Here is a 13750-nt window from a genome sequence, read left to right on the forward strand (position 1 = left end):
CGGCAACAACTTGTCCGCGAAACTGTTGGTCGGCATTCGCGCGGAGATTCTGCATGCCGGGCAGGGTTCGTTACGCTTGGACCGACGTGACGTTCGCGCTGGGCGTGAGCGCCCTGTGCGCGCTGTCCCTCTTCGTGGCCCACTAGCCGAGGGGTCGCGCCGGGGCGTTCCGTCATGCCGCAGCGTCGAGAGGCCGGCGCGCCGCGGCGTCCATCCGCGCCGTGTGCCGGCCGCGGTCAGTCGGGCAGCGCGAAGACCAGCAATGCGTCGCCGGTGCCGAAGCCCGACGCCTTGGTGAAGGAGGCGCCGCCTGCCGCCACGGCGACGTACTGCTTGCCGTCCAGCGCGTAGGTCATAGCCGGCCCGCTGATGCCGGCCCCGCACTGGAAGCGCCACAGCATCCGGCCGTCCCGCGCGTCGTGGGCGTCGAGATGACCGTCCTCCTCGCCCGAGAAGACGAGGCCGCCGGCGGTCGCCAGCGTGCCCCCGGACAGGCGGCTCGCGCCGCGCACCGACCACGCGATCCGTCCGCCCTCCGCGAGGTCGACGGCGGTGAGCGTGCTGAAGGACGGCTCGCCCCTGGCCTCGCCGGTCTCCGTGTAGCGGATCTCCGGACGCCCGCCGGCGGCCGGCACGGTCTTCACCGTGTAGGTCGTGGCGCCGTGGCGGACCTGCACGTAGGCGCGGGTCCCGTCATAGGCGGTGGGCGGCCACGAGACCGCGCCGAGGGGGCCGGGCGCCACCACCGTGCCCTGCGCGGTCGGCGGCGCGAACAGGTTCTTCTGCTCGAGGAGCGGGGCCGAGCGCGCGAGCAGCTTTCCCGTGGCGCGGTCGTGGACGTAGATCCAGCCGGTCTTGCTCGCCGAGGCCACCGCCCTGACGCCGCCCGGCATGTCCAGCAGGAAGGGCGGCGCGGCGACGTCGTAGCCCCACTCGTCGTGCGGCACCTGCTGGTAGTACCAGCGCAGCGTGCCGGTCTTCACGTCGAGGGCGACGAGGCACATCGTGTAGAGATTGTCGCCCGGGCGCGACAGGCCGAAATTCTGCGGGGCCGGGTTGCCGGTGCCGAGGAAGATCAGGCCGAGATCGGGATCGTAGGCGGGCGTCATCCAGAGGGAGCCGCCGCCCACCCGCCAAGCGTCGCGGTTGGCCGGGGCCGCCGCCTTCTCGGCGGCGATGTCGCGGTGGAGCGGCGTGCCGTCGGCGGTCTTCTCCACGAAGCCGCCCTCCCAGCCCTCCGAGGGTGTGACGTACCAGCGCCAGCGCTCGTCCCCGGTCCTCGCGTCGTAGGCCGCGAGCCACCCGCGCCGCCCGTATCCGCCCTCGATACCGACCACCGCGCCGCCGTCGAGGCCGCCCGCCTCGTCCGCGATGTGGAGCCCGTAGCCCGCACCGGTGACGCCGACGATGACGAGCCCGTCGGCGACGAGCGGCGGCATCTTGAAGCCGAGGCGGCTCGAGCCCTGGACGGGCTTGCCGCCGAGGGTCGCGGCGAGGCCCGATGCGGTCTCCGTCTCGCCCTCCTCCGGGCGCACCGCCTCCTTCTCCCAGACGATCTTGCCGGTCCTGGCGTCCAGGGCGATCAGCTGCCCGTCCATGGTCGCCTCGTAGACGAGCCCCCCCGACACCGCCACCCCGCGGTTGGAGGGCGGCCCGAAGATCTTCTCGGTGCGCGGCCTGTGGGTGTAGGTCCAGAGAGGCTTGCCGGTCCGGGCGTCGAGGGCCGCGACGTTGTTCTGCGTCGTGGAGACGTAGAGGGTGCCGTCCACCATCACCGGCTGGGCCTGGAAGTAGCCGGTGACCCCGGTCTGGAAGATCCAGGCGGGACGCAGCCGGCCGACCGTGTCGCGGTTGACCTGAGTCAGCTCGGAGAAGTTGCGGTTGCTCGGGTCGTGCCCGAAGGCCGGCCAGGGCGTCTCGGCGGCGGAGGCCGTCCCGAGGGTGGCGGTTCCGGCAAGGCAGGCCAGCAGGGCGGCCCCGATCCATCGCGACAAGGTTGTGCTCCCGTGTGCGGCGACCGTCGCGCCCGAACAGGTGTTCTCGCGACGCGGCCTCACGCCTGCCGCCGGGGCGCCCCGTCGAGCTGCGCCGGCGTGGCCTGGGCGCCCATCGCCCGGGCCATGTCGGCGGCGCTCTGGCCGGAGGCGTCGCGGCGATCCGGGTCGGCGCCGTGCTGGAGGAGCAGGTCGACCATCTCGGTGCGGTCGAACATGGCCGCGGTCATCAGGGCCGTCCGGGTGCCGTCGCCGGTTCCGTCCACCGCGGCCCCGTGCCGGAGCAGGAGCTGCGCGACGGCGAGGTCGTTCTGGAAGGCCGCGCCGGCGAGCGGCGTCTGGCCGCGGTCGTTGGCGAGCTCCGGGTCGCCGCCGGCCTCCAGGATCACCCGGGCGGCCTCCGCCTGACCGTTATAGGCGGCGAGCATCAGCAGGCTGTCGCCCTTGTCGTTGCGCAGGTTCGCCGGCAGCCCCTGTCCGAACAGGTCGGCGAGCTCCTCGGCGTGGCCCATCCGCGCGTACTGGAAGACCCGGGCCGCGAAGGCCAGCGTCGCGTCGTCGAGGATCGGGGGCGTGTTCGTCTCTGAGGCCATCGCGTGCTCGTCTCTCATCGCGGCTGATCTGGGCCGCTGCGGCATCGCCGTCCAGCGGCGGCCGGAACAGTTTCGGCGCGCGGCTCGTTCCAGCCGCCTATCCGGGCGCGGCCCGGCGTCTCCGGAGCGCGACGATGCCCCGACCGTTTGAGCCCTACGCCGACGCGCTGCGCACCGCCCGCGAGATCGTGCGCGAGCGGGCGGGGGCCGTCGTCGAGGCGGCGGTCCGCGCCGATTCCCAGGCCTTCGACGAGGCCTGCAACGTCCTCGTGGTCCGCATCGCGGAGGCGATCGTCGAGGCCGGCGAGGCCGGGCGGGGGCACGGCCTCGGCCGGGGCAGCGAGGCCGCCTGAGGTCCCGGCGGCCGGGTCAGCCCCGCCGCCGGCCACCGCCGCCCTTGTACTTCGGCTTCTGGCCGCCGAGCCCCTGCGTCGAGCGCGGCTTCGGCCGCTCCTGCCAGACCGGCGCCGCGCCGCCCACCGGCAGCTCCCGGTCCGTCCCCGGGCCCATATGGTCGAGGTCGGGCTCGACGATGCGGCTGCCCCCCGCACGGCGCGGCGGCTTCCGGCCGAACTTGCCGGCCTCGCGCTCCACGTCGCCCTGCCGGGCCATCGGGTCGTCCGAGACCAGCAGCTCGGTCGCCTGGAGCCGCTTCAGCTCGTCGCGCAGCCGCGCCGCCTCCTCGAAGTCGAGGTCGGCGGCGGCCGACCGCATGCGCTTCTCGAGGTCCGCCATGACGGCCTTGAGGTTGTGGCCGACCGTGATGGCGTCCTTGGCGAGCCCGGTATCGACCTGCACGTGGTCGCGCTCGAACACGCTGCTGAGGATGTCGGCGATGCCGCGCTTCACGCTCTGCGGCGTGATCCCGTGCTCCGCGTTGTAGGCGAGCTGCTTGGCGCGGCGGCGCTCGGTCTCGGCCATCGCCCGCTCCATCGAGCCGGTGATGCTGTCGGCGTACAGGATGCAGCGCGCGTCGGCGTTGCGGGCGGCGCGGCCGATCGTCTGGATCAGCGAGGTCTCCGAGCGGAGGAAGCCCTCCTTGTCGGCGTCGAGGATCGCCACCAGGGCGCATTCCGGGATGTCGAGGCCCTCGCGCAGCAGGTTGATGCCGATCAGCACGTCGAAGGCGCCGAGCCGCAGGTCGCGGATGATCTCGATCCGCTCCAGCGTGTCGATGTCGGAGTGCATGTAGCGCACCCGCACGCTGTTCTCGTGCAGGTACTCGGTGAGATCCTCGGCCATGCGCTTGGTCAGCGTGGTCACGAGCGTCCGGTAGCCGGCCTGCGCGACTTCCCGGACCTCGCCCAGCAGATCGTCGACCTGGCTGCGGGCCGGGCGCACCTCGATCACCGGGTCGACGAGGCCGGTCGGGCGGATGACCTGCTCGGCGAAGACGCCGCCGGTCTGCTCCATCTCCCACTTGCCGGGCGTCGCCGAGACGTGGACCGTCATCGGCCGCATGGCGTCCCACTCCTCGAAGCGCAGCGGGCGGTTGTCGAGGCAGGAGGGCAGCCGGAATCCGTACTCGGCGAGCGTCGCCTTGCGGCGGAAGTCGCCCCGGTACATGCCGCCGATCTGCGGCACGGTGACGTGGCTCTCGTCGGTGAACACGAGGGCGTTGTCGGGCAGGTACTCGAACAGGGTCGGCGGCGGCTCGCCCGGCTTCCGGCCGGTGAGGTAGCGGGAATAGTTCTCGATGCCGTTGCAGGCGCCGGTGGCCTCGATCATCTCGATGTCGAAGGTGCAGCGCTGGTCGATGCGCTGCGCCTCGATCAGGCGGCCCATCCGGGTCAGCTCCTCGATCCGGCCCTTCAGCTCGTGCTTGATGCCCTTGATCGCCTGCTGCAGCGTCGGGCGCGGCGTGACGTAGTGCGAGTTGGCGTAGACCTTCACGAACTTCAGTTCGGAGATGGTCTTGCCGGTGAGCGGGTCGAACTCGACGATGCTCTCGACCTCGTCGCCGAACAGGCCGATCCGCCAGCCGCGATCCTCCAGGTGGGCCGGCCACAGCTCGATCGAGTCGCCGCGCACCCGGAAGGTGCCGCGGGCGAAGTCGGACTGGATGCGCTTGTACTGGAGCGCCACGAGGTCGGCGATGAGCTGGCGCTGCTCGATCCGCTCGCCCAGCGAGACCGTGAACGACATCGCCGTGTAGGTCTCGACCGAGCCGATGCCGTAGATGCACGAGACCGAGGCGACGATGATGACGTCGTCCCGCTCCAGCAGGGCGCGGGTGGCGGCGTGGCGCATCCGGTCGATCTGCTCGTTGATCGAGGATTCCTTCTCGATGAACGTGTCGGACCGCGGGACGTAGGCCTCGGGCTGGTAGTAGTCGTAGTAGGAGACGAAGTACTCGACCGCGTTGTCGGGGAAGAAGGCCTTGAACTCCCCGTAGAGCTGCGCGGCCAGCGTCTTGTTCGGCGCGAGGATCAGCGCCGGACGCTGCGTCTCCTCGATGATCTTGGCCATCGTGAAGGTCTTGCCCGACCCGGTGACGCCGAGCAGCACCTGATCGCGCTCCAGCGCCTGCACGCCGCCGACGAGCTCGGCGATGGCCCGGGGCTGGTCGCCGGCCGGCGTGAAGTCGGATTTGAGCGTGAACCGGACGCCGCCCTCAGATTTCTGCGGCCGCTCCGGGCGGTGGGGCGTCCAGGTCTTGCCGTCCTTGAACAGCGGGTTGCCCTCGGTGAGCAGCCGCTCCAGCGCCGAGACCGTCGCCGAGGCGCCGCCGTCGCCGCCGGGATCGGGCAGGTCGGCGCCCTCCGGTACCGGGCCGTCCTCGGGCGGCGTCAGGCCGAGCGCCTGCGCGAGGCGCGGGTCGACATCGGCCGCGTCGCCGAGCGCGTAGCCGGCCTGGGGCGCCTCCGCGAAGCCGTCGCGGGCGATCTCGGATCTCCGGGTCGCGGCCGCGGTCGCCCCGTCCTTCGGGCCGCCCGTCTTGCCGCCCGCTTTGCCGCCCGCCTTGCGGCCGGGCCGCGCGGGCGCCTCGGGGGGCGGCTCGACGGCGGCCGGGCGATTCCGGTTGAGCGCCGGGTTCAGAAGCTCCGCCAGATAGGTGTCCAGCGGCTTCAGCTCGGGCTTCGACGCCTTGGCGGACGTGGCCGTGACGGAGGCGGCGCGCGGTTTCTTCGGTGCGGGCATGGGAACAATATGGGCCCGGACCGGGCGCTGAGGAACCCTGCGCGGGTGCGGTTTGACGGCTTTCGTCCGCTGCCGGCCGCGCGGCGGACCGGCTGAGGATCGGCAGAGGACCGGCCGAGCACCGGCGGCCGAGTGCCGCGCCATTCCACTAAAGGCGGTGTGGCGAATACAACCGATCGGTAGAATTCACCCGGGAGCGAACTCGACCGCGGTCCCGGATGCTGAGAAGATCGGCATGCGCACGCGGAAATCGGCTTGCGGTGGGCCGACCCCGTCGATACTTTGCGGTGCAAAGTGGGGTGCACGGCATGCTGCAGCCGGGGGCTTGAGGCACATGCAGGACCTGGACAAGGCGCTGGCCGACATCGTGGCCATCCGCTCGCAGATCGCCCGCGATACGGCGTTCCGCGGCTTGGGCGCCGCGACGGTCGCCGGCACCGGCGGCCTCGCGCTCGCCTGCGCGGCGGGGCAGGCCCTGTGGCTCGGCGATCCCGCGGCGCGGCCGGCCCTGTTCTTCGGCCTCTGGATCGCGGCGGCCCTGGCGGCCTTCGCGATGATCGGGGTCGAGGCGGTCCGGCGGAGCCGGCGCCTCCATTCCGGCCTCGCGGACGCGATGGTGTGGAACGCCATCGAGGTGTTCCTGCCGGCCGCGGGCGCCGGGGCCTGCCTCGCCCTGGTCATCGCCCGCTTCGCCCCCGGCGAAGTCTGGATGCTGCCGGGCCTCTGGCAGGTGCTGGTCGGCCTCGGCCTGTTCGCCTCGGCGCGGATCCTGCCCCGGGCGGTCCAGGGCGTCGGGGCCTGGTACCTGCTCGCCGGACTCGCCGTGCTGGCGGTCTCGGCCGAGACGCGGGCCCTGTCACCCTGGACGATGGGCCTGCCCTTCCTGATCGGTCAAGCGTGGCTGGCCGGGATCATCCATCACGGGGCCCGGGCCTTCGATGACGACCGCTGACCGTTCCGAGGGGCGCTTCTCCTACGAGGGGCTCGACAGGATCATCCATGAGCGGGCCCGCCTGAGCGTGCTGACGTCCCTGGTGGCGCACCCGAAGGGGCTGCCCTTCCCGGATCTCAAGCGTCTGTGCGGGCTCACCGACGGTAACCTGAGCCGCCACCTCGCCGTGCTGAGCGAGGCGGACCTCGTGAGCCTCGAGAAGCGCTTCGCGCAGAGCCGGTCGCAGACGATCTGTCGCCTCACCCCGGTCGGGCGCAGGCGCTTCATCGGCTATCTCGGCGTGCTGGAGCAGGTGGTGCGCGACGCCGCGGATGCGGCCGAGCGCGGCCCCGAATCCGGTGTTCGCGGCCTCGATCCGGCCACGAAAACGGCGTGAGACCGCCCGTCCCGCCGGGAATGTTAACCCCGTTTCGATAGACCTCTGCGCCACGCCCATGCCGGGAGACTTTACGATGCAAAGCGAAGCGGTGCCGGGAGCCCTGCACGCCGCGATCATCATGGACGGCAACGGGCGCTGGGCGACGCAGCGCGGCCTGCCGCGGCTGGCCGGCCACCACCGGGGCGTCGAGGCGATCCGCCGCACCGCCGAGGCCTGCCCGGATCACGGCATCGGCACGCTCACGCTCTACGCCTTCTCGGCGGACAACTGGCAGCGGCCGGCCGAGGAGGTCGGCGGCCTCATGCGGCTGCTGCGCTCGTACCTGCGCAACGAGACCCAGCGCCTCGCCCGCACCGGCACCCGCCTCAGCGTCGTCGGCCGGCGCGACCGTCTGCCAGACGGCATCCCCCAGGCGATCGCGGCCGCGGAGGCCGCCACGGCGGCGGGAACCCGGCTGCACCTGCGGATCTGCGTCGACTACTCGGCCCGCGACGCGATCATCTCGGCGGCGCAGCGCCTCGCCGGCGAGGAGCCGACGCGCGAGAGCTTCGGCAATCTGGTCGCCGGCCCGATGCACGGCTCCCCGGTCGACGTCGACCTGCTGATCCGCACCGGCGGCGAGCGGCGTCTCTCCGACTTCATGCTGTGGGAGGCGGCCTACGCCGAGCTGCTCTTCACCGAGCGGATGTGGCCCGATTTCGGGCCCGACGACCTCGCCGAGGCCGTGGCCGAGTTCGGCCGCCGCGAGCGCCGGTTCGGCGGCCTGAAGGCGCCGGCGGTCCCGGCGGCGGCCTGACGCCGCTTGACGCGCGCGCGCCGGCGCGCAGAGGGTCGGCGGCATGACCGAGACCCTCGCCCATCGCCGCGTCCTCCTCGTCATCGGCGGCGGCATCGCGGCCTACAAGGCCCTCGACCTGATCCGGCGGCTGCGCGAGCGGGGCGCCAGCGTCTGCCCGGTGCTGACCGCGGGGGCGCAGGAATTCGTGACGCCGCTGGCGGCGGCCGCGCTCGCGGGTGAGCGGGCGCACACCGACCTGTTCGACCGCGCCTCCGAGGCCGAGATCGGCCACATCAAGCTCGCCCGTCAGGCGGACGCCGTGGTGGTGGCGCCCGCCACCGCCAACCTGATGGCCCGCATGGCCGGCGGCCACGCGACCGACCTCGCGACCACGGTCCTGCTGGCCACGACCCTGCCGATCCTGATCGCGCCGGCCATGAACGTCCAGATGTGGGCGCACCCCGCCACCCGCCGGAACCGCGCGATCCTGGAGGGCGACGGCGTCCGGATCGTCGGCCCGAACGCGGGCCGGATGGCCGAGCCGGAATCCGGGCCCGGGCGCATGGCCGAGCCCAACGAGATCGCCGACGCGCTGGAGCGGATGCTGGGCGCCCCCGCCGGGGACGGGCCCCTGGCCGGCCGGCGGGTGCTCGTGACCTCGGGACCGACCCACGAGCCGATCGACCCGGTCCGCTACATCGCCAACCGCTCCTCGGGCCGCCAGGGCCACGCCATCGCGGCCGCGGCCGCCGCGGCCGGCGCCGCCGTGACCCTGGTCTCCGGGCCGGTGGCGCTCCCCGACCCGCCGGGCGTCGCCGTCGTGCGGGTCGAGACAGCCCGGCAGATGCTGGCCGCCGTCGAGGCGGCGCTGCCGGCCGACATCGCGGTCTTCGCCGCCGCGGTCGCCGACTGGCGCCCGGAGCAGGAGGCCGGCAGCAAGAAGATCAAGAAGGACGGCACCGGGCCGGCTCCGATGCCGCTGGTCGAGAATCCCGACATCCTCGCCACGGTGGCGCGCCTCCCGGCGGGGCGCCCGCCCCTGGTGGTCGGGTTCGCCGCCGAGACCGACACGATCGTCGAGCACGCCCGGGCGAAGATCGCCCGGAAGGGCTGCGACCTGATCGTGGCCAACGACGTGTCGGCCGAGGGCGGCGTCATGGGCGGCGTCGACAACACGGTGCACCTGATCGGTCGGGACGGCGCGGTCGAGACCTGGCCGCGCCTCGGCAAGGACGAGGTCGCCCGGCGGCTCGTGGCCCATCTCGCGGGGCTCCTGGCCGGCTGACGCGGCCCCGCACCCGGTTCCGCGCGGATGTTCACGGGCGGCCCGAGGCGTTCCGAGCGCGGACGTCGGCGCGCACAGGGAAGTCAGACGTCGTCTCTGCCGACCGGGAGCGGGCGATGGCGGGGCTCGCGACGGCCCGGCCGCCGCCCCGTCGGCCCAGGCCGCGCACCTGAGCGCCGAGGTCGGCCGCTTCCGCGACGGCCTCCGCGCCGCCTGAGCGCGACCCGGGGGGCGCCATCCGTCTCCCTGGCCTGGACGGGTCCGAGGCGATAGAAGGCCTCCCGACGGCCGGCGCGCACGGCGCCGGCTCCAGGGAGAAACCATGCCTCGCCTGTCCCCCCTCTTCGGAGCCGCGTTGATCGCCATGACCACAGCCGCCAATGCCGAGACCGTGACCACCCCGTCGGGCCTCAAGTACCAGGACGAGGTCGTCGGCACCGGGCCCGAGCCGAAGGCCGGCCAGACGGTCACCGTCCAGTACACCGGCTGGCTCGACGAGGGCGGCAAGAAGGGCAAGAAGTTCGACTCGTCCCGCGACCGCAACCAGCCCTTCAGCTTCCCCCTCGGCGCCGGCCAGGTGATCAAGGGCTGGGACGAGGGCGTCGCCACCATGAAGACCGGCGGCAAGCGCACCCTGATCATCCCGCCGCAGCTCGGCTACGGCGCCCGCGGCGCCGGCGGCGTGATCCCGCCGAACGCCACGCTGATCTTCGACGTCGAGCTCCTCGGCGCGAAGTAAGCGGCACGGCTGCGCGACGGCGGGAATTACGAGACGATGCTGTTCGCGCAGCTGTCCGACGAGCTGTTCAAGCCGCTGGCCTCGCCGAGCCGCGGCTTCAACGCTGCCCTGCTCCTGCACCTGCACCGGCGCGTCCTCGGGGCCGAGCCGGTGCGCAAGGCCGAGCTCCTGGCCGAGATCGGCGACTTCGCCGCCGGCTGGAGCGACCCCGAGGTCAGCGGCGACGAGCCGATCTCGGCCGACCCGACCGAGCGCCGCACGGCGCTCTACCGGCGCCTCCTCGACACCGGCTGGCTGATCGAGCGCCGCGAGCGCTACGTCCCGGTCGCCGAGTTCGACCCCGAGGCCCGCCTCCTGCTGGAGGAGCTGTCGCGGCTGGAACGGGGCGAGACCCGCTCCTACGGCGGCGCCGTCCTCGAGGTGCTGGGCGGGCTCGAGAGCGCCCTGTCGGACCCGGCGAACCGCTCCGAGGCGCTGTCCAACGCCGCGCGGGCCGCCGCTGCCTTCCTGTCGCACGTGCGCGGCCTCGCGGCCGGCATGCGCAAGGTCGAGGAGCGCATCCTGCGCGAGCCCGACCGCGCCCAGACCTTCCGGCTGTTCTTCGAGGATTTCGTCGAGCGCCACCTGATCAGCGACTACCGGACGCTGCACACCCGCTTCAACCCGTTCCGCTTCCGCGCCAGCGTGGTGCGCGAGGCCGGGCGGGCGCTGCGCGACGCCCTCACGGTCCGGGCGCTGGCCGAGGGCCTGATCCGCGAGGGGCGCGGCGCCGATCTCGACGCGGCGCAGAAGGCCGTCCGGGCGGATCTCGCGCAAATCCTCGCGGTGTTCGAGGGCCTCGACAACCACCTCGACGCCGTCGACGCCGTGGTGGCGCGCCTGGAGCGCCGGATCGCCTCCGCGCTGCACGTGATGGACCGCCCGGACCCGAGCGGGGTCGAGCGCGTGGCCGCGCTGCTGCGCGCCGTCGGCGGCGCGGAGATCGCCCCCGAGGTGCCGGGCGACGTCTCGCTGCTGCGGCCGCCGATCGGGCACGCGCATCTCCAGGCGCCGCGCGCCCGCAGGTCGGCCATCGACATGGAGCCCCTGCCCGACATCGAGGACGACCCCGTGGTCGACGCCTTCGCGGCCGCCAAGGCGGAGTTCCGCCGCCGCACCACCGTGACCCCCGAGAGCATGAGCGCCTTCGTGGAGGCCCGTCTCGGCAAGGCGGTGCGGCTGCGCGGGTCGCAGATCGTGATCGCGGGCGTCGACGACTTCATCGTGTTCCAGCGCCTGCGCGAGATCGACGTGCTGTTCGACGCCAAGCTCGGCGCGCGCTACGCCCTGACCCGCCTGCCCGAGCGGGTGGTCAACGGCTGGCTGGACTGCCCGGATTTCCTGCTGGAGCGCCGTCCCCGTGCTTGAGGGCTTCCGCGCGATCATCGACGGCGACGAGCCGCCGCCCCCCGGTGCCCGGGCGCCGGACGCCGAGGAGCTGTGCCGCGCCCTCCAGGTGCTGCTGAAGGGGCAGGTGATCTACGCCGAGACCCAGAACATCGGCCGCTCCTACGAGCTCGCCCGGCACTACGCGCCGTTCTTCACCGACTACTTCGCCTGCCTCGGCTACGCGCTGACGGTCTCGCACCGCGACCAGATGGTCTCGCTGAGCCCGGCCGCCGACGCCCCGCGCCACGACATCGTCTCGGAGCGCCTGCGCAAGGACGAGACCCTGGTGCTGCTGGCGCTCCGGCTCCTCTACGAGGAGGGCCTGCGCGACCACCGGGCCGGCACGGACGGGGTCGTCGACTGCACCACCGACGAGATCGTCGAGAAGATCCGCGCCGTGGCGCGCAACGAGCCCCCCGAGGAGGGCCGGCTCGCCGACATCCTCCGCCTCTACGCCAAGCGCGGCGGCCTGCGCCTCGGCGAGCGTGACCGCGTCGAGCGGGTCACGCCGCTGTCGCTTCTGCCGGGCCTGACGGTCCTGGCCTCCGACGCCTGGATGGAGCGCCTGCGCGCGTGGTCCGAGGCCGGCGAGGCCTGAGGCCGTCGTCCGGTCGACCAGCCCGGCGCCGTCTCTGCGAGCGGAGCCAGGCAATCCAGCCGGCGCCACGATTGCCGGCGTCGCGCTGCCCTGGGTCACTTCGCTGCGCTCGCGATGACGGGGTGAGATACGTCAACCGCGACGTGCGGCCGGAAGCACGTGACCGCGCTCAGGCCGCCCGGACCGTCGCCAGGAAGTGCTCGACCTCGCTGCCGAGATGGGCCGCCTGGCGGGCCATCTCGGAGGCCGAGGCCAGGACCTGCGCGGCGGCCGCGCCGGTCTCCTCGGCGGCGCCCGCGACACCGCTGACATTGGCGGTCACCGACTCGGTCCCGGTCGCCGCCTCGGCGACGTTGCGGACGATCTCCTGGGTGGCCGCGCCCTGCTCCTCCACCGCCGCCGCGATGGAGTTGGCCATGCCGCTGATCTCGCGGATGCGGCCGGCGATGCCGTCGATGGCCTGGACGGCCTGGCCGGTCGAGCCCTGGATCTGGGCGATCTGGGCCGAGATCTCGGCCGTGGCCTTGGCGGTCTGGTCGGCCAGCGCCTTCACCTCGGTGGCGACGACCGCGAAGCCGCGGCCGGCGACGCCGGCCCGGGCCGCCTCGATCGTGGCGTTGAGAGCCAGCAGGTTGGTCTGGCTGGCGATCGCCGAGATCAGGTCGACCACCTCGCCGACCCGGCGCGCGCCGGTGCTCAGGGCCTGGACGAGGTCGGCCGTGGCGGCCGCCTCCCGGACGGCGGCCTGCGCCAGGTCCGCCGAGGAACCGACCTGGCGGCCGATCTCGTTGACCGAGGAGCCGAGTTCCTCGGCCGCCGCCGCGACCGTGGTGACGTTGGAGGAGGCCTCCTCGGCGGCCGCCGCCGCGCTGGTGGACTGGCCGGCCGTCTGCGTCGCCGTCGCGGTGAGGCTCTGGGCCGTGGACTGGAGCTGCGTCGCCGCCGACGTCACCGAGCCGACGATGCCGCCGATGGCGGATTCGAACCGGTCGGCGAGCTCGCGCGTCGCCTGCCGGCGCTGCGCCTCGGCGCCGGCCCGGGCCTGCGCGGTCTCGGCCTCGAGGGCGCGGGCGTGCAGCAGGTTCTCCCGGAACACCGCGACGGTCGCCGACATGGCGCCGATCTCGTCCCGCCGCGCCGCGTAGGGGATCTCGGCCTGGGTGTCGCCGTCGGCGAGCCGCCGCATGGACAGCGTCATCCCGGCGAGCGGCCGCGACACGCCCGTGAAGGCGTACAGCATGGCGCCGAGCGCGATGACGAGGCTGACGAGCAGGCTCACGACGGTGGTCCGGACCGCGTCGGCCTGGCTGTCGCGGGCCGCGCGGCCGGCCGCCTCTCCGTTCCGGATGTTCAGGTCGGCGAGGGCGCGGGTCGCGCTGGAGGCCGCGAGGTAGTTGGCGTTCATCGGCCCGCGGAAGTAGGCGAGCGCCTGATCGTGCTGGTCGGTCGGGAAGGCGCGCAGGCGGGTCCAGTCGGCCTGCTGCACCGCCAGCTTGGCGAGCAGGTCGTCGTAGATCGCCTGCTCCTCCTTCGACGCCACCAGGCCGCGGTAGGCCTCGGCCTTCGCCTGGCGGTTCCGCATCATCTCGTCGGCGTTCTTCAGGCTGGTCTCGCGCTCGGCGTCGGTATCCGCCGTCACGTAGCGGAACTGCCACAGTCGCGAGCGCATCACGAGGGCGTTGACCGCCTGGGCCTCGTTGATCGACGGCACGGCGTTGTCGACCAGCTCCGCGAGCCGCTGGTCGACCGCCTGCATCTTGTAGAGGGTCACGCCGCCCTGAACCATCGCCGCCAGGAGCAGGAGGGCGAAGAGGCCGCTGAGTTTCGCTTTGAGACTGAGGCGCATCGGTATTTCCGGTCGTG

Annotated in this window: 12 protein-coding genes; 8 read left to right on the forward strand and 4 right to left on the reverse strand. The window is 73.3% G+C overall.

The genetic code is table 11. From position 1 onward, the window contains the following. Positions 1–236: 236 nt before the first annotated feature. Positions 237–1994 carry an outer membrane protein assembly factor BamB family protein gene (locus ACLBXO_RS11170; protein WP_447685415.1) on the reverse strand — a complete coding sequence of 586 codons (1758 nt, stop codon included), beginning with the start codon at positions 1992–1994 and terminating at the stop codon, positions 237–239. Between the two features lie 59 nt (positions 1995–2053). Then, a complete protein-coding gene (locus tag ACLBXO_RS11175; RefSeq protein WP_331312508.1) occupies positions 2054–2587 on the reverse strand; it encodes an ankyrin repeat domain-containing protein in 534 nt (177 codons plus the stop codon). Between the two features lie 134 nt (positions 2588–2721). Between ACLBXO_RS11175 and ACLBXO_RS11180 the strand changes: the two genes are divergently transcribed. Next, complete coding sequence (locus ACLBXO_RS11180) at positions 2722–2940, forward strand: hypothetical protein (RefSeq protein ID WP_331312507.1); 219 nt, start codon at positions 2722–2724, stop codon at positions 2938–2940. A gap of 16 nt (positions 2941–2956) precedes the next feature. Here ACLBXO_RS11180 and uvrB read toward each other — a convergent pair whose 3' ends face one another. Next, entirely contained in the window at positions 2957–5728 is a 2772-nt protein-coding gene (uvrB, locus tag ACLBXO_RS11185) for an excinuclease ABC subunit UvrB (RefSeq protein WP_447685416.1), read from the reverse strand. Between the two features lie 334 nt (positions 5729–6062). Between uvrB and ACLBXO_RS11190 the strand changes: the two genes are divergently transcribed. From ACLBXO_RS11190 to ACLBXO_RS11220, 7 genes are all read left to right on the forward strand, one after another. Further along, positions 6063–6680, forward strand: coding sequence for a hypothetical protein (locus ACLBXO_RS11190; RefSeq protein ID WP_447685417.1), 618 nt, complete (start codon positions 6063–6065; stop codon positions 6678–6680). Continuing rightward, entirely contained in the window at positions 6667–7056 is a 390-nt protein-coding gene (locus tag ACLBXO_RS11195) for a transcriptional regulator (protein WP_331312504.1), read from the forward strand. The genes ACLBXO_RS11190 and ACLBXO_RS11195 overlap by 14 nt, the downstream gene beginning before the upstream one ends. Positions 7057–7132: 76 nt before the next feature. Continuing rightward, a complete protein-coding gene (locus tag ACLBXO_RS11200) occupies positions 7133–7855 on the forward strand; it encodes a di-trans,poly-cis-decaprenylcistransferase (RefSeq protein WP_447685418.1) in 723 nt (240 codons plus the stop codon). Between the two features lie 43 nt (positions 7856–7898). Beyond that, positions 7899–9122 (forward strand): bifunctional phosphopantothenoylcysteine decarboxylase/phosphopantothenate--cysteine ligase CoaBC, encoded by a 1224-nt coding sequence (coaBC, locus tag ACLBXO_RS11205; protein WP_331312501.1) that lies wholly within the window; start codon positions 7899–7901, stop codon positions 9120–9122. Between the two features lie 322 nt (positions 9123–9444). Continuing rightward, the gene (locus ACLBXO_RS11210; protein WP_026605341.1) at positions 9445–9861 is read left to right on the forward strand and encodes an FKBP-type peptidyl-prolyl cis-trans isomerase; all 417 of its coding nucleotides are present in this window, start codon (positions 9445–9447) and stop codon (positions 9859–9861) included. 36 nt (positions 9862–9897) lie between these two features. Beyond that, positions 9898–11268 carry a Wadjet anti-phage system protein JetA family protein gene (locus ACLBXO_RS11215; protein ID WP_447685419.1) on the forward strand — a complete coding sequence of 457 codons (1371 nt, stop codon included), beginning with the start codon at positions 9898–9900 and terminating at the stop codon, positions 11266–11268. Continuing rightward, complete coding sequence (locus ACLBXO_RS11220) at positions 11261–11887, forward strand: DUF4194 domain-containing protein (protein ID WP_331312498.1); 627 nt, start codon at positions 11261–11263, stop codon at positions 11885–11887. Before ACLBXO_RS11215 ends, ACLBXO_RS11220 begins: the two co-directional genes overlap by 8 nt. A gap of 169 nt (positions 11888–12056) precedes the next feature. On the opposite strand, the gene ACLBXO_RS11225 is transcribed toward ACLBXO_RS11220, so the two are convergent. Then, a complete protein-coding gene (locus ACLBXO_RS11225) occupies positions 12057–13733 on the reverse strand; it encodes a methyl-accepting chemotaxis protein (RefSeq protein ID WP_331312497.1) in 1677 nt (558 codons plus the stop codon). Positions 13734–13750: the final 17 nt, after the last annotated feature.

The organism is Methylobacterium sp. C33D (assembly GCF_053345825.1).